This window comes from Bacteroidia bacterium (assembly GCA_023228875.1).
GTDB lineage: Bacteria > Bacteroidota > Bacteroidia > NS11-12g > UBA955 > JALOAG01.
Window position 1 is genome coordinate 88,297 of record JALOAG010000001.1, and the last position, 16,280, is coordinate 104,576.

The following is a 16,280-nucleotide window of genomic DNA, read 5'->3' on the forward strand; positions in this document are numbered from 1 at the left end:
AAGAAAACTTTCTTTGGGTTTAAACAAAACTCAAATTTCAGAATGAAGGCTATTTCTTATGTGGTTGAAAGGAAATATGATGTATTTTTACCAACCAATAAATCCATTTTAATTATGAAAAAAATAGCATTATTAGCACTTTGTACCTTCGTCTTTACATGTTATAGCTGTAATAATAACACCAGTCAATCAGAACAAACTGAGGAAGAAACAGAAGAACATGCAGACCATCAACATGAGGCAGATGAAGAAGACGCTATTGAGCTGAACAATGGCGAAAAATGGAAAATTAATGAGGAGATGAAGCCCTTTGTCATTCAAGGAGAAGCATTGGTTGAAAAGTATATGCAAGGAAATGATACCGACTTTAAGAAGTTGGCAATTTCATTAGAAGAGCAAAATGACAAATTCATCAGCAGTTGCACAATGGACGGCAAAAGCCATGACGAACTACACAAATGGTTGCATCCTCATCTTGAACTTGTGGAAGAATTAAAAGAAGAATCGGATACAGCTGAAGCAACCGCATTGGTTCACCGTATTCACGCATCATACGCGCTTTTTCACTCTTATTTCCAATAACCACAACCACTCTTAAAATTGGAAAATATTAACTTAGACAATTACTTAGAGACCCATTACATACAGAGAAGCAATTGGCTTAGAGCTGCTGTTATGGGGGCAAATGATGGAATCATATCTGTTACTAGTCTTGCCATTGGGGTTGTGAGTGCAGGAGCAGATAGGGATTCCATAATCTTGGCAACCTTTGCAGGTATTGTTGCAGGTGCATTGTCTATGGCTGCCGGTGAATATGTCTCGGTTAGCTCACAAACAGATATTGAAAAATGTGATATAGAGAGAGAAAGGAAGGAGCTGGAAGCAATGCCGGAATTAGAACTCCAAGTGCTGGCACAAATTTATGAAAAACGAGGATTGAAGAAGGAAACAGCTATGCAAGTGGCTAAAGAACTTACAGAACATGATGTATTGGCTGCCCATGTACGGGATGAATTGGGTATTAATGAGCTAAATCAAGCCAATCCACTGCAAGCTGCACTTGCTTCCGGTGCGTCTTTTATTGCCGGAGGAATATTGCCCTTATTTGTTGCTGTGTTTGGTACTCATAACTATCTTGAAATGTTGTTATATGGTATTACCATAATAGCATTGATTGTCTTGGGTGCCGTATCTGCAAAAGCCGGTGGAGCAGGAGTTGCAAAGGCTGTGCTGAGAATAGTGGTGTGGGGTACAATTGCAATGGGCTTGTCTGCGCTTGTAGGATATATCTTTGGTGTTAATGTTTAGCAAACTACAAATCCATTGATTCTTACTTAATTTTAAGTTTATGAATACAAGAACTAAGTTTACACTGATTCACAGAATGTTACACTGGGTAATAGCAATAGCCGTTACAGTACAGTTTTTTACTGGTTTTTTGCGAATGAAATGGATGGGAAAAAAGGCTGTCATTGGTGCTATGGAGCAACATGAAATTCCGGCATCAAGTGAGCAAATGAAGGCTGTTTATAAAACCATTCGCGAACCTATGTGGCAGTGGCATGAAATTTTTGCTCATGTTGTGATTATTGCGTTTTTAGTGCGTATCGTGTATATGTTGCTAAAGGGAATTCGTTTCCCCAATCCGTTTAAACGTTTCGTTTCTTTCAAGGAACGATTACAAGGGTTAACCTATGTTTATTTTTATGGGTTTTTGTTTGTTCAATCAATTACTGGAATTTTTTTAGAAAAAGCACTTTTTAGTCAATACAAAGACACTATCGAAGACGTTCATAAGTGGGGAATATGGTGGTTTCCCATTTTCATTGTGCTGCATCTCGGAGGAGTGCTATTAGCAGAATATTCTGACAAAAAAGGGATTACTTCTAATATGATAGGAGGCGAATAAATAATTTCACTATTCTACTTCATACGCACCTATATCGGCAGGATTTTTACGTGTATTTCCCTTTAGGTCAATAAACACCTGAGGATTGAGTGTTTTTGCCTTTCCAATTACGGGAGAACCCGGGCGTAGTCCTAAATCACTGTCTCGGGGCGCAATAAGCAATGGGTCGGTATTGAGTATGTTGTTATTGATATTCAGTGCCTTTGCATATTCTTTGGTTCTTATTAAACAATGATCTATCAAAGCAAACAAAGGTGGCGTTCCACTATGTATGTCAATTATAAATTCATCTTCTAAAGGTCCATAAATAATACAATTCTCAATTTTGTATGAAATGGGGTAGCTGCGAACAAACCTGTCTTTATCATCTCTTTGAATATTATTTAAAACGCAAGCTGACTGAGTACGACCACCCAAAAAACCGCTGGCAAAAGTGCAGTGTCTTAAAGTATAATCTCCGCCAAAATATCCCACAAACCCATTCGCTCCACAACGGGCAATGGCAATATTTTCAGCAAATATGGGGGCTGTAATTCCGATTAAACCATAAAAACTGCAATTCTTTATCAATGTTTTGCTTATATGTAATTTGGGAGAGGAGTTGTTACTCAGAGAGTCAACCCTGACACCGATTGTCGCATTTTTGATGATAGAGTTTTTGATTCTGGTATCTTTACTCTCTTTCAACAAATGAATCCCTTGCCATTGACCGGGCACTTCTTCAAACCCCGGCTGCAGCCTGTCTCCTTGGAAAATTACCGGTTGCAGTTCATCGCCCTCCACACTAAGCGTTCCTGCCACATAGATTGAAGATCCGGGCGATGAATACACATTCACACCTTGCAGTATTTGTAAGGTAGTATTTGTATTTACAAGTATGGAATTTACTATAACATAGGGTTTGTCTGTTTGACTCCATACCATATTTTGGCTTATAACAGAATCATGAAAATAGATAGCATCCCAACCATAAGCTGCTAATATTATTTTCTGTTGTTGTCCATTGGTGTTAAACAAAATGGAGTCGGTCAAAATAGCTGGATTGATTTGATTGTTTGCTTCTAAAGTAACCTCAACAAAAGCTATCAAGCTATCTTTTGCAGGAATTTCAACTTCTTTGAAATCAGTAGAAGAAACGCCATCTACATTGATTCTATAAGAAGAATTACTGCCACCTGCTAACAATATATTAGTTTTAACAGGTTGATTGAGTCGGTTTACAATAAAGAATTGTTTGTTCACAGAACGCGGATATTGTGTTCCGGACATTCGCGTAAAAACAGTATCAAAAAAAACAGTATCTGCCGGTCTGCCGGGCCAAAACTGAAAGACTAATTTTACATTATTACCTGTATAAAATACCGTATCTTTTTTGCACCCATAAGCTAATACTATCATTAAGAATACAAAATGTACAGTGAGCTTCTTCAAACGAATGTTATTATTGTGTTCTGTTATCTTGCCAAATCTTCTTGCCTTCGGGTAATTCTTTTACATACTCCGGACATTGTCCATCGCCCTTGTCCGTGATACCTCCATCAGGATGACAAATTAAAACACATTCATCGCTGTAAAGCTCTCCGAACTTGTCACAACAAACAGGAGGAATATAATAGTAATGACTTCCCTTAAAATCAATAAGCCAAACGCTTGAAGGAGGGTTTGTTACTGTCGCTTTTTGAATGGCTTTGATTTTTTTCTTAATACACTTTGGCGTGTCATCAGGAACATCAATCTTCTTGCATTGGATTGAGGTTAGTGTGATAGTTACAAAAAAGAAAGTGTATAGGTATTTCATTTTAAGAGGGTAGAATGACTGTATAAATTGTTTTTAAAACGAAGTCAAATCTACAAACGCAAAAAAACGAAAATTATTGCTTAGATGGTAACAGTTGCTTTAGGTGCTGCAGACAGAATTTCTGTGCTCACACCGGAAGCGTATTGTTCAAAGTTCTTAACAAACAGTTGCGCAAGATGGTTTGCCTTTTTGTCGTAAGCTTCCTTGTCAGCCCAAGTATTTTTAGGATTTAAAATTTCAGAAGGAACATTTGGACAAGAGGTAGGTACTTGTAACCCAAAAATAGGGTCTTGTTCATATTGAACGTTGTTGAGTTCTCCGTTTAAAGCAGCAGTTAACATCGCCCTTGTATAAGACAATTTCATTCTCTTGCCTGTTCCGTATGCTCCACCGCTCCAACCTGTATTTACAAGCCATACATTAATTTCCGGATGTGCCTTTAATTTTTCACCCAACAACTCCGCATATTCGCCCGGATGTAATGGAATAAAGGCTTTGCCAAAACAAGCAGAAAACGTTGCTTGCGGTTCTGTTACACCGGCTTCTGTACCTGCTACTTTAGCCGTGTATCCTGAAATAAAATGATACATCGCTTGGGCAGTTGTTAATTTTGATATTGGAGGTAGAACACCAAAAGCATCTGCTGTTAATAGAATAATATTTTTTGGTGAAGCACCCATAGAAGGAACCGCAATGTTGTCAATGTAGTCAATAGGGTAAGCAACACGGGTGTTTTCTGTAACAGAAATATCATCAAAGTTAACTTTGTTGCTATCAGGGAAAAATCTCACGTTTTCCACTAATGCCCCTTTTCTGATGGCATTCCAAATTTGAGGTTCTTTTTCTTCTGTAAGCCCGACACACTTTGCATAGCAACCGCCTTCAAAGTTGAAAACACTGTCGTTGTCCCAGCCATGTTCATCATCACCGATTAATTTTCTTTCTGGGTCAGCAGATAATGTGGTTTTTCCTGTTCCGCTCAATCCAAAGAAAATAGAAGTATCTCCGTTCTTGCCAATGTTAGCAGAACAGTGCATAGCCAAGACTTTCTTTTCATGTGGTAAAATATAATTCAACACAGAAAAAATACCCTTTTTGATTTCACCTGTATAACCGGAACCACCAATCATGATGATTCTTTTGGTGAAATTTACAATAGTAAAATTGTGTTGTCTTGTTCCGTCAACTGAAGCATTGGCACGGAATGAAGGTGCGGCAAGAATTAACCAATCTGCTTGTTGGGTTGCTGCTTCTTCCTTGGTTGGTCGCAAAAACAAATTGTTGGCAAACAAGTTTTGATATGCAGTTTCATTAACTACCTTGATGTTTAAGCGATACTTAGGATTTGCACAAGCATAGGCATCTCTGATGAAAAGCTCTTTTCCTTTATAATGCTCAATCACCTTGTTGAATAATTTATCAAAGTTTTCGGTAGAAAATTTAAAATTCACATCACCCCACCAAACTGAATTTTCAGTTTTTTCATCACAAACAATAAACTTGTCTTTTGGAGACCTGCCTGTAAATTCGCCTGTATCTGCGGCTAATGCTCCCATGTCGGTTAGTTTGCCTTCGCCTCTCTCGAGTGCTTTCTCTACCAATTGATCCACACTTAGGTTTACGTGTGCTTTTAACGCATTTTGAATGATTTGCTCAACAATTTGATTATTATTCATTTGATGACTCTTTTGAAAAATTTGTGCTCGCAAAATTAAGACTTTTGAAAGGGTATTAGTCTATCAGTTGCTCTAATTAATCACAAGTTTTGCCAAGTTTTAAGCGTAAAACTGTATGGATGGGGACACACCTGCTCTTCCATTGTTACCATAAACAAAAAAAGGTTGTCGTTTTGACAACCTTTTTAAAATGGGTGGTCCCACCTGGGCTCGAACCAGGGACCTACTGATTATGAGTCAGTTGCTCTAACCGACTGAGCTATAGGACCTGTTCCCTTGGTTTGGGGCAGCGAAAATAGTTATTTTTCTTAAACAAAAAGAAAAAACTACTTTTGCGCTCTTTGAAAAATTACCTTTGGTCAGAGAGTCTAACATGAAGTTCCCGAGCTACAAAAACCCCAATTGGTCCTCATTAGAAGAGGAAATGCTGACACTATGGAAGCGTGATCAAATTTTTGATAAAACCATTAGTCAGCGTCCTGAAAACAATGCCTTTACTTTTTTTGAAGGTCCACCCAGTGCAAATGGAATGCCCGGTATTCATCATGTGATGGCAAGAACTATCAAGGATGTATTTTGTAGATATAAAACCCAGAAAGGATTTAGGGTGCTGCGCAAAGGCGGATGGGACACTCACGGACTACCGGTTGAATTACAAGTTGAAAAAAGACTCGGAATTACTAAAGATGATATTGGAAAAAAAATAAGCATTGCAGACTACAACAAAGCCTGTCGCGAGGATGTTATGAAATTCAAAGGAAAGTGGGATGAACTTACCGAACGTATTGGTTTTTGGCTTGACTTAAATGACCCTTATATAACTTATGAAAATAATTACATTGAAAGTATCTGGAATTTGCTCAAGCAATTTTACGACAAAGGATTGCTTTATAAGGGATATACTATTCAACCTTTTTCTCCGGCAGCAGGAACAGGTCTGAGCTCTCATGAATTGAACCAACCCGGATGTTACCGTGAGGTTAAAGATACTACTGCTGTTGCGCAGTTTGCATTGGTTAAGAATGAGGTTTTCAATAAGTTGAAATTGCCAGAAAACTCCTATGCACTTGCTTGGACAACTACACCTTGGACATTGCCATCCAATACAGCACTTGCAGTAGGAGCTAATATTGATTATGTTTTGGTTGAAACACTGAATCCTTATACGTTTTTGCCTGTTCATGTACTGATTGCAAAAGACAGGGTTCATGCCTATTTTAAAACAGAGATGGAGAATCACAATATTGCTGATTTTAAAGAGGGCGACAAGGATATTCCATGGAAGATTGTCAACAGTTTTAATGGCAAAGAATTGGAAGGGCTAAAGTATGAGCAATTACTACCCTATGTGCAGCCGGAAGGAAGGGCTTTTGAAGTATTTGTAGGTGATTTTGTTACAACAACTGATGGTACAGGGATTGTGCACATGGCTCCGAGCTTTGGTTCTGATGACTTCAGATTATCTCAGAAAAAAGGATTTGCTGCATTGACCTTGGTTGATGAGCAAGGCAGATTTGTGCCTGAGGTAACGGATTTTGCCGGTGAATTTGTCAAAGAAGCGTATTATTCAGAAGCCGAGTTAGAAGCGCAACGTGTAAAACAAGGCAGAGACAAGTATTTGTCAGTTGATGAGCGAATTTCAATCAAATTAAAACAAGAGAACAAAGCCTTTAAAGTAGAAAAATATAGCCACAATTACCCACATTGTTGGCGCACAGACAAGCCCATTTTATACTATCCTCTCAAAAGCTGGTTTATTAAAACAACCGCTCTACGCGAGAAACTAGTAGAACTCAACAAGACCATCAATTGGAAACCTAAATCAACCGGTGAAGGACGTTTTGCAGACTGGTTAGAAAATCTTGTGGATTGGAATTTATCCCGTTCACGGTTCTGGGGTACACCTCTTCCTATCTGGCGTACAGAAGATGGCAGCGAGGAAATTTGTATAGGCTCATTGGAGCAATTAAATGCAGAAATTGAAAAATCAATTGCTAACGGTTTTATGCAATCAAACCCCATTAATGAAACTCAAACCCTTGACTTACATAGACCTTTGGTGGATGAAATTATTCTTTGTTCTGCTGAAGGTAAGAGAATGGTACGCGAGTCTGATTTGATTGATGTATGGTTTGATAGCGGTGCAATGCCTTATGCTCAATGGCATTATCCCTTTGAAAATAATGATGTTTTTAAAGACAATTTTCCGGCTGATTTTATTGCAGAAGGTGTAGATCAAACACGTGGTTGGTTTTTTACACTGCATGTAATAGCCGGAGCGTTGTTTGATTCAATTGCTTACAAGAATGTCTTAGCAAACGGATTGGTGTTAGACAAAAATGGCAATAAGATGTCAAAGAGGTTGGGAAATGCAATAGACCCTTTTGAGACAGTAGCTAAATACGGAGCAGATGCCATTCGTTGGTATATGTTGTCAAATGCTCAACCCTGGGATAATCTCAAATTTGATATTAACGGTGTGGAAGAAGTGCAAAGGAAGTTCTTTGGCACTTTGTTTAACACCTATTCTTTTTTCACCCTTTATGCCAATGTGGACGGGTTTACACACAAAGAAGCGTTAATTCCTGTAAAGTCAAGACCGGAAATTGACCGTTGGATATTGTCCATGTTGAATAGCTTGGCGAAAACAGTAGATGAAAGTCTTGATGAATACGATCCTACACGTGCAACACGCGCAATTCAGGTGTTTGTTGATGAGCATTTAAGCAACTGGTATGTACGCCTATGCAGAAGAAGATTTTGGAAAGGAGATTATTCCGAAGATAAAATTGCAGCTTATCAGACTCTGTTTGAGTGTTTAAATACCCTAAGTAAGTTAATCGCTCCGTTTGCACCATTCTATGCAGACAGACTGTACAGAGATTTACAACTAACAACCCTATGCGAGCCTTTTGAATCTGTTCATTTGAGCACATATCCGCTTGTTCAACAAGACGTAATTGATTCAGAATTGGAACAAACAATGGAGTTGGCACAAAAATTCAGTTCAATGATTTTGAGTTTGCGCAAAAAAGAAAACTTAAAAGTACGCCAACCCCTACAGAAAGTAATGATTCCTGTCCTAGACGCTTCATTTAAAAAGCATTTACAACATGTAGAAGAGTTGATTTTAAGCGAGGTAAACGTCAAAGAGATGCAATATCTGGAAGAAGATTCTGCCACACTCGTTAAACAAATCAAGCCAAACTTTAAAACCTTAGGTAAAAAAGCCGGACCACTCATGAAACAGATTGCTACTAAAGTTGCAGCTTTTAGTCAGGATGAGATTGCGGCAATAGAAAATGTAGGGAAGATAGATTTAATGCTGTCAGATGCTACATTTACGTTGAGTTTGGAGGATGTAGAAATCAGTCCGGTTGACATTGAGGGGTGGTTGGTAATGTCTGAAGGCATGCTGACTGTTGCACTTGACATTACAGTTACAGAAGAATTAAAGCAGGAAGGCATAGCAAGAGAATTTGTAAATAGGTTACAGAATTTGCGTAAAGAACTTGACTTTGACGTAACCGATAGAATCAGTGTTACAGTATACAAGGACAAAGAAATTTCTGTGGCAATTGGCAATTATAAAAGCTATATTTGCACCGAAATTTTAGCGCAGGAAATTTCAGAGTCTGACTCTGTTGAAATGCCCTACACTATTGAGATTGAGGGGATTGAGTTAAAAGTAAATATTAAAAAAGTTTCGTAATTATAAAACCTTTATGGAAGAAAATAAAAGATATGGCGATGCGGATTTAGCTGAATTTAAGGCAATTATCATGGAAAAACTGAATTCTGCGAAGGCGGAATTAGGCAAATTGCAACAGCAGTTAGCAAATCCAAACGAAAATGGTATTGAGCAACAACACTACATCACAATGGAAGATGGTGCACTTACTTTTGAAAAAGAAAACCTGAATCAACTTGCTGCAAGACAACAAAAGTTTATAAATAATTTGGAAGCTGCTTTGATCAGGATTGAAAACAAAACCTATGGTATTTGCAGAGAAACCGGAAAACTTATCAGCAAAGAACGTCTGAAAGCTGTTCCTCACACTACTCTCAGCATAGAAGCCAAAAACAATCAATATAAATAATTCCCTGATTGGAAAACACGTCTGAAAATCAAACTCCCGAAATCATTCAGGAGCCAATAGCACTGCAGGAAACGACAAAGCCTTATAATGCCAAAAAACTTTGGTTGTTGTGTGGCGCTATTGTATTCTCAGTCTTGTTATTGGATCAGATTCTCAAAGTTTGGATAAAAACAAACATGCACATTGGTCAGGAGATTCATGTGTTTGGTAATTGGTTTATACTCCATTTTACAGAAAACATGGGTATGGCATTTGGCTTGGAGCTGGGTGGTAAATACGGAAAACTCTTTCTTACCTTGTTCAGGTTGGTGGCAGTGGCATTTGGTATGTGGGTCTTGAATTATCAAATATCAAAAAAGGCACACAAAGGTTTTGTACTGTGTATTGCGCTGATTCTTGCCGGTGCAATCGGCAATATTATTGATAGTGTTTTCTATGGCGTTATCTTTAGCGACATCAATCATTATTCTGGAGGTTGGTTTCATGGTTGGGTAGTTGATATGTTTTATTTTCCCTTAGTAGAAGGCTTTTATCCTGACTGGGTGCCTTTGAAAGGTGGTGATTATTTTATTTTTTTCAGCCCGGTTTTTAATCTTGCTGACTCTGCAATCACTGTTGGCGTGCTTTCGATTCTTATTTTTCAAAAGAGATTCTTTAAAAAAGAGGAAATTATTACTGTTGCTGTTGAGCAACCCGATTCCGAGTCTGATACTGCCAAACAAGAATAAGTATTAGCATCTAATTCATTTCGCTTTTTCCTGTTTCTTTGTTTATAATTAATTGTATCTATGTTGGGTTTTATTGCTAATTATGCAATGCAATTCCTAAATAAAAGGGCTGTTGAAATTTATCAAAACATACAGACATCTGAGTATTGAAGATACCAACCTGCTCAAAGGGATTTCAATTCTCTTGATTGGATTTCATAATTTCTACAGAAATATCCCCCCGCATTTTGGAGAAAATGAGTTTTATTTTAATAGCAATTTTCTCACTGATTGGATAGCATATATATCACAGAAACCATTTGAGATTTTTATAGCAATTTTCTCATTTTTAGGGCATTATGGAGTGTCCGCTTTTGTCTTAATAAGTGGTTATGGATTGGCAATGGGTTTTAAAAATAAAGAAATACCTTTATTTACATACTTTGCATCACGAGTCAAAAAGATATACCCTACATTCTTTCTGGGAGTTGTCTTGGCAATCGTCATTGCATTGGCTATCCACCGATATCCTACTCAACATGAACTTTGGGAGTCGGTTTTTTGGAAACTCAGTTTGCTGTCGCCATTTAGAGCGGATATGATGTATGCCCTATATGGACCTTGGTGGTTTTTTGGTTTAATTTTTCATTTGTATGCGCTGTTTCCGCTATTGTTATTCCTCCTCAAAAGAAATCATCTTGTATTGTTTTGGGGGCTTCTCTCCATACTTTTTGTTCTGCCACATACCAACTTGATTCAAACAAGTGCAAATTATTATGCGAGTGCACTCTATCAACTTCCATTATTTGGTTTGGGTGTGTTTTTGGGCTACCAAAAGGAACTGTATCTACCTAAACATGTTGTTTATCTTGCCCTTTTCTTATTGCTCTATGGACAAGGCAATTTTGTAATATGGAAATTTACCCATGTTTCAGCTGCTATTTTGATTGTATTATTGGTGTTGTATGTTCGTGAAAAACAATGGAAGTTCAACAAGATTATGATTGCTTGCGGAATCTTATCTTTCCATTTCTTTGTGATTCATCCTGTCATTCGTGCTCCTTTTCTTCTTTTTGCTGAGTACGTAAACTCAATCTATTTCACTACCTTCTTTGGATTAGTATATATCGCAATTGCTTATCTGGCAGCAATCTTGTTTCGAAAGATTGATAATAAATTCCGGGAACTTTTAACGAATATGGGCAAAATGTTAAATAAGTCGTGATTAACTCACTGTGGTTACTCTTCTCGACTTCTCAAAAATTCAACCAAATCAAGCAGGTCTTGATAATCTGATTTATTGAGGGTAGAATTGACTAACAATTCTTTGGCGCTTGAGAAGTGTTCTTCCATCAGTGTTTTGCAACGTTGTTGAATATTTAACTCATCAAAAAGTCTGCTTGTGTTTGCTAAACGGGTATCTTCATCTGTTTTTGTCTTGTCAAACCAAAGTTCTAACTTTTCCCTTTGTAATTGATTGGCATTACTCCATGCGAGGTTAAACAATGCAGTTTTTTTTGCAGCCAGTATATCGCCCCCTGTTCTTTTTCCTGTTAATTCGGAATTGCCATATAAATCCAGATAATCATCCATAATTTGGAAAGCAATTCCAATGTTTACCCCAAAGCTATATAAGAGTTTATAGGTAGATTGAGGAGCATTGGCGGATATACTGCCACATTGCAGACAACAACCCAACAGAACCGCTGTTTTAAGTCTTATCATCTCAATATATTGTTCAATGGTAACATGATTTATTTTCTCAAAATCCATATCCATTTGCTGTCCTTCACACACTTCTCTTGCGGTATTGGTTAGTGTTTCAAGTATTTCAGTTTTATTTGGTAAATCGGCATTAAGAATGATATCGAAAGCGGTTATCATCATATTGTCTCCTGCAAGTATGGCGGTTGCAGTATTTTCTTTTACATGCAAAGATGGTTTCCCTCTGCGGGTAGGTGCATCATCCATGATGTCATCGTGTGCAAGAGTGAAGTTATGGAACACCTCTAAGGCATGTGCAACAGGCAACGCTGCTTCCAATTTGCCACCGGACACTTTTGCCCCTAACAATGTTAAGATAGGGCGCACTCTCTTTCCTCCAATATTCATGATGTAATTCATGGATTCATAGAGCATGGGAGGATTGCCTTTGAACTTGTTGGCTGCTAAATATTGTTCGTATTTTGATTTGAGCTTGTTTAACATCTATCTTCTTTTCTTGTTTCTGTATTTATCGTGTTTGGGGAGTTGCTTAGGTGTGTCTTGTTTGCGTTCTTTTGAACTCAGGTTGTCAATTAGCGTGAAATCAATTGTTCTAGCCAGCGGGTTGGTTTCTTTTACTCTTACAACCACACGGTCGCCAAGTGCATGTTTTTTGAAATAGTACCTGCCCACCAATTGCATATTGTATTCATCTAAATCATACATATCGTCTTTGAGTGAAGATATTTTGACCAAACCTTCGCTTTTGTTTTCGGTCAATTCGACAAAAATACCCCAATCGGTAACACCGCTGATGACTCCTTCAAAGTCTTTTCCGATTTGATTGCTCATCCATTCTGCTTGTTTGTATTTAACAGAGGCTCTTTCTGCTTCAGCAGCTTTTTGTTCGGCAGTACTGCTTTTCTTGCATAAGTCTTCTACCTCATGTAATTGAGGATAGCTGAGTTTTTTACCTTTCAGGATATCAAACAACATTCTGTGTACAAGCAAGTCAGGGTATCTTCTGATGGGTGAAGTAAAATGGGTATAGGTTTCAAAACCCAGCCCCCAGTGACTTGAAAAGTACGGAGTATAGGTCGCTTTTGCCATAGACCGAATGGCAAGTTGAGACAAGATTCCCTCTTCCGGCTTGCCTTTAATTTTATCCATTAATTCATTGATAGATTTCTTTACCTGGTGTTCATTACCTGTCTTGATGTGATATCCCCATTTGGCAGCAAATGATTTAAAATCTTCTAATTTAATTTCATTGGGTTGGTCATGAAATCTAAATACAAAAGGAGTTTTTGAGTTTGCATAATGTTTACTTCCAAAAGCCGCCACATGCTTGTTTGCCAATAACATAAATTCTTCTATCAAGAAATGCGTAGCCCCGCGTTCTATGACTTTGATTCCAACGGGTTTGCCTTTTTCGTCAAGGTCAAACTTGTATTCTATGCTGTCAAAATTCATAGAGCCTTCTTTGAAACGGGTTTCTCTTAGGTTCTTGGCAATTTGATTGGCAATATTCAGTTCTTGCACAAAGTCTCCTATTTGATTATCAAGGGTTTGTTGCGCTTCTTCATAACTGAAACGCCTCTTAGAATGGATAATTGTTTTAGCAAATTTTACTTTTTTAACTTTTCCGTGAAGGTCAATTTGAAAAATTGCTGAAAATGCGGGTCTATCTACTTTGGGCATCAGAGAACAAAGTTCTTCTGAGAGTTTTGGCGGCAACATTGGGATAGTCCTGTCCACTAAATAAACACTTGTGCCTCTTCTTTGTGCTTCTTTGTCAATTTCTCCACCTTTTTTTACATAGTATGATACATCGGCTATATGTACCCCTAATTCATATAAGTCATTGCCAATTTCTCTAATGGAAATGGCATCATCAAAGTCTTTGGCAGTTGCGGGGTCTATGGTAAAAGTGCATGTATTTCTTAAATCTATTCTGCTTTTTATTTCTGACTCTTCTATTTGGTCAGCGAGCAACTCTGATTCTGCAAGGGTCTCAGCCGGAAAATCGGTTGCAAATCCAAATTCTGCTACGATAGCATTCATTTCGGTCTCATTTTCTCCCGGATTCCCTAATATCTTAATGACTTTGCCAAAGGGATTTTTTGCGCCTTCGGGCCAATCTGTTATTTCTACCAACGCTTTTTTTCCATCCCATTCTTTTGCTTGTTGGTGTGTGAGTGATATAAAGATGTCTTTGTGCATCTTGCGATAGTCGGTTATCAAAAAGGCAAAATCCTTATATACCTTGAGTATGCCGGCATACGTGGTTTTGTTCCTTTCAATAATTCTAATGACTTCACCTCGTACTCTTTTTCCTCTTTTTGCCAAAATAGCAACTTCAACCAAGTCTCCTTGCAGCGCATGGTTTTGCATACCACTTTCCACTACTATTTCTTCAGGAAAATCCTGAGACATGATATAACCTTGACCGGTTTTTTTGATGTCAATTCTGCCGGTAATCTTTGCTGACTTAAATGGTTTGAAGTATTTGTTTCTGCCGACTTTGTTGATTTGCCCTTGTGAAGTCAATTCTTCCAGCAACGGGATGTAGTCTTTAATATTTTTATAACCACCGCTTTTTATGCGTGAGCCAATTTGTCTATAGGTTAATGCCGCTCCATAGAGTTTGTCTAATACGTCTATGACTTGTGCAGCAATATTTTGTGTTTTGTCTTTCTTGTGTGCCATGGTTACGCTTGGTAATATGAGAGTAATTTTCTTGTATAATCATGCTGAGGTTGAAGGAATAATTCGGCAGTATTTCCTTCTTCCACTAATTGTCCGTCTTTTAGTATTAGAATTCTGTTACATAGGTGTTTTGCAACATTCATGTCATGTGTTATAAACACAAGGCTTAGCCCTCTGTTGAATTGTAATTTTTTGAGCAAATTCAATACCTGCGCTTGAACGGAAATATCCAACGCAGAAACCGCTTCATCACATACTAATATTTCAGGATTGGCTGCCAATGCACGTGCTATACAGATTCTTTGACGTTGACCACCGGAAAACGCTTGTGGCTTTTTGTCTGATAATGTACTGTCCACACCTGTTTCTTCTAACAAGGCAGCTGTCTTAGCTGCGCGTTCTTTCTTTGAAAGTTGTGGTTGGTGAATATGAAGTACTTCGTCTATCGCACTTCCAACAGAGATGGCGGGGTTTAGTGATGCAAAAGGGTCTTGAAAAACCATTTGAATTTTAGATTCCTCAAGGTTTTCTGAGAAAGAAAGTTTTCCGGTATCCGGTTTTTCTAACTGAACTAAAATCTTTGCCAAAGTGGATTTTCCGGAACCGGATTGACCAATGATACCAACACATTCGCCTTTCTTTATTCCAAATGTGATGGGTTGTAATGCGGTGAAATTTTTGTTATACACTCTGCTAACCCTGTCAGCTTCCAATAGTTTTTCTGAACCTATTTGCAAGTCGGGGAATTTTTCTGAAACCGGAGCTTTATCCTGCATGAAATCTTTTATGGTTAAAAGAAATTGCCCTTCGTTGCTACTGTTAGGGCGGCAGCTCAACAATGCTTTTGTATATGTTTGTTGAGGTTGTTTGACCACTTGTTCTTTCGTACCTAATTCAACTAATTTTCCTTGATAAAATACGGCAATCCGGTTACAAAATCCCGCTACACTTCTGATATCATGTGAAATAAGAATGAGGGTGGTGCCAAATTTTTTAACTAATTGAGTTAATAAGTTTAAAATGATGTCCTGAACTTCAGGGTCTAACGCGGTAGTAGGCTCATCTGCAATGAGCAAATCAGGTTTGTTAAGCAATGCCATAGCTATCATCACTCTTTGACGCTGCCCGCCCGAAAGTTGATGAGGATAGCTGTCATACATTCTAATACTTAGACCGGGTAGCACTTCTTCTAAAATTGTAAGGCAGATATTTTTCTTTTGCTCTTTGGTAACGTCTTGCAACACACACTCTCTCATTTGTTTGCCAATCTTTTGAGAAGGATTAAGAGCCGCCAATGGATCTTGAAAAATATATGCAATATTCCTAAGAGCGAGTTTTCGCAACTCTGCATTGCTCAATGAATAAAGGTCTTTTTCAATTTTGTCTTTAGGACAAAATAAAGCTTTTCCTTCTATGACTGCATTAGAAGACAGCAATTTCATCAGTGATAGAAATGTTACTGATTTACCGGAACCCGATTCTCCGATTATTCCTAATACTTCTCCTCGAAAAATATCTAAGTCAATTCCTTTAACTGCGTCTATCAATTGTCCTTGTGGGTTTTTGAACGCAATATTGGTATTTTGGATTTTCAGAAGGACTTGTTCTTGCACTTGGCAAAGTTAGTAGTATTAAAACAACAAAAGATGAATTGCTATTCGCTTGTTGTACTATTTT

The 16,280-nt window shown here is 37.9% G+C and carries 13 protein-coding genes and 1 tRNA gene; 7 read left to right on the forward strand and 7 right to left on the reverse strand.

Annotation, left to right across the window (positions count from 1 at the left end):
- Nucleotides 1-114 precede the first annotated feature (114 nt).
- The 3 genes from M0R38_00430 to M0R38_00440 are packed head-to-tail and all read left to right on the forward strand — an operon-like array spanning nt 115 to nt 1,909.
- Complete coding sequence (locus tag M0R38_00430) at nt 115-582, forward strand: hypothetical protein (protein MCK9480215.1); 468 nt, start codon at nt 115-117, stop codon at nt 580-582.
- An 18-nt stretch (nt 583-600) separates the two neighbouring features.
- Nucleotides 601-1,308, forward strand: coding sequence for a VIT family protein (locus M0R38_00435; GenBank protein ID MCK9480216.1), 708 nt, complete (start codon nt 601-603; stop codon nt 1,306-1,308).
- Between the two features lie 40 nt (nt 1,309-1,348).
- Nucleotides 1,349-1,909 carry a cytochrome b/b6 domain-containing protein gene (locus tag M0R38_00440; GenBank protein ID MCK9480217.1) on the forward strand — a complete coding sequence of 187 codons (561 nt, stop codon included), beginning with the start codon at nt 1,349-1,351 and terminating at the stop codon, nt 1,907-1,909.
- Nucleotides 1,910-1,918: 9 nt separating this feature from the next.
- Here M0R38_00440 and M0R38_00445 read toward each other — a convergent pair whose 3' ends face one another.
- The 4 genes from M0R38_00445 to M0R38_00460 form a co-directional block, all read right to left on the reverse strand.
- Nucleotides 1,919-3,307, reverse strand: a complete 1,389-nt coding sequence (locus M0R38_00445; GenBank protein ID MCK9480218.1) for a hypothetical protein — start codon at nt 3,305-3,307, stop codon at nt 1,919-1,921.
- Nucleotides 3,308-3,350: 43 nt separating this feature from the next.
- Nucleotides 3,351-3,707 carry a hypothetical protein gene (locus M0R38_00450; protein ID MCK9480219.1) on the reverse strand — a complete coding sequence of 119 codons (357 nt, stop codon included), beginning with the start codon at nt 3,705-3,707 and terminating at the stop codon, nt 3,351-3,353.
- Between the two features lie 80 nt (nt 3,708-3,787).
- A complete protein-coding gene (gene pckA / locus M0R38_00455) occupies nt 3,788-5,383 on the reverse strand; it encodes a phosphoenolpyruvate carboxykinase (ATP) (GenBank protein ID MCK9480220.1) in 1,596 nt (531 codons plus the stop codon).
- 195 nt (nt 5,384-5,578) lie between these two features.
- Nucleotides 5,579-5,652: transfer RNA gene (locus M0R38_00460), tRNA-Ile, on the reverse strand.
- A 104-nt stretch (nt 5,653-5,756) separates the two neighbouring features.
- Here M0R38_00460 and ileS point away from each other — a divergent pair.
- The 4 genes from ileS to M0R38_00480 all read left to right on the forward strand — a co-directional run bounded on the left by ileS (nt 5,757) and on the right by M0R38_00480 (nt 11,415).
- Nucleotides 5,757-9,095 (forward strand): isoleucine--tRNA ligase, encoded by a 3,339-nt coding sequence (gene ileS, locus M0R38_00465; protein MCK9480221.1) that lies wholly within the window; start codon nt 5,757-5,759, stop codon nt 9,093-9,095.
- Nucleotides 9,096-9,108: 13 nt separating this feature from the next.
- Nucleotides 9,109-9,483 carry a TraR/DksA C4-type zinc finger protein gene (locus tag M0R38_00470; protein MCK9480222.1) on the forward strand — a complete coding sequence of 125 codons (375 nt, stop codon included), beginning with the start codon at nt 9,109-9,111 and terminating at the stop codon, nt 9,481-9,483.
- A gap of 104 nt (nt 9,484-9,587) precedes the next feature.
- Nucleotides 9,588-10,211, forward strand: coding sequence for a lipoprotein signal peptidase (locus tag M0R38_00475; GenBank protein ID MCK9480223.1), 624 nt, complete (start codon nt 9,588-9,590; stop codon nt 10,209-10,211).
- 112 nt (nt 10,212-10,323) lie between these two features.
- Nucleotides 10,324-11,415, forward strand: a complete 1,092-nt coding sequence (locus M0R38_00480) for an acyltransferase family protein (protein ID MCK9480224.1) — start codon at nt 10,324-10,326, stop codon at nt 11,413-11,415.
- A 14-nt stretch (nt 11,416-11,429) separates the two neighbouring features.
- Here the strand turns inward: M0R38_00480 and M0R38_00485 are convergent, their stop codons facing one another.
- The 3 genes from M0R38_00485 to M0R38_00495 are packed head-to-tail and all read right to left on the reverse strand — an operon-like array spanning nt 11,430 to nt 16,216.
- The gene (locus M0R38_00485) at nt 11,430-12,398 is read right to left on the reverse strand and encodes a polyprenyl synthetase family protein (protein MCK9480225.1); all 969 of its coding nucleotides are present in this window, start codon (nt 12,396-12,398) and stop codon (nt 11,430-11,432) included.
- Nucleotides 12,399-14,603 carry a ribonuclease R gene (rnr, locus tag M0R38_00490; protein MCK9480226.1) on the reverse strand — a complete coding sequence of 735 codons (2,205 nt, stop codon included), beginning with the start codon at nt 14,601-14,603 and terminating at the stop codon, nt 12,399-12,401.
- A gap of 2 nt (nt 14,604-14,605) precedes the next feature.
- Nucleotides 14,606-16,216 carry an ABC transporter ATP-binding protein gene (locus M0R38_00495; GenBank protein ID MCK9480227.1) on the reverse strand — a complete coding sequence of 537 codons (1,611 nt, stop codon included), beginning with the start codon at nt 16,214-16,216 and terminating at the stop codon, nt 14,606-14,608.
- Nucleotides 16,217-16,280 lie beyond the last annotated feature (64 nt).

Coding starts and splice junctions, on each gene's coding strand:
- M0R38_00430 (MCK9480215.1), top strand. CDS start 115: ATGAAAAAAATAGCATTATTAGCACTTTGTACCTTCGTCTTTACATGT.
- M0R38_00440 (MCK9480217.1), top strand. CDS start 1,349: ATGAATACAAGAACTAAGTTTACACTGATTCACAGAATGTTACACTGG.
- M0R38_00445 (MCK9480218.1), bottom strand. CDS start 3,307: ATGATAGTATTAGCTTATGGGTGCAAAAAAGATACGGTATTTTATACA.
- M0R38_00450 (MCK9480219.1), bottom strand. CDS start 3,707: ATGAAATACCTATACACTTTCTTTTTTGTAACTATCACACTAACCTCA.
- pckA (MCK9480220.1), bottom strand. CDS start 5,383: ATGAATAATAATCAAATTGTTGAGCAAATCATTCAAAATGCGTTAAAA.
- ileS (MCK9480221.1), top strand. CDS start 5,757: ATGAAGTTCCCGAGCTACAAAAACCCCAATTGGTCCTCATTAGAAGAG.
- M0R38_00470 (MCK9480222.1), top strand. CDS start 9,109: ATGGAAGAAAATAAAAGATATGGCGATGCGGATTTAGCTGAATTTAAG.
- M0R38_00485 (MCK9480225.1), bottom strand. CDS start 12,398: ATGTTAAACAAGCTCAAATCAAAATACGAACAATATTTAGCAGCCAAC.
- rnr (MCK9480226.1), bottom strand. CDS start 14,603: ATGGCACACAAGAAAGACAAAACACAAAATATTGCTGCACAAGTCATA.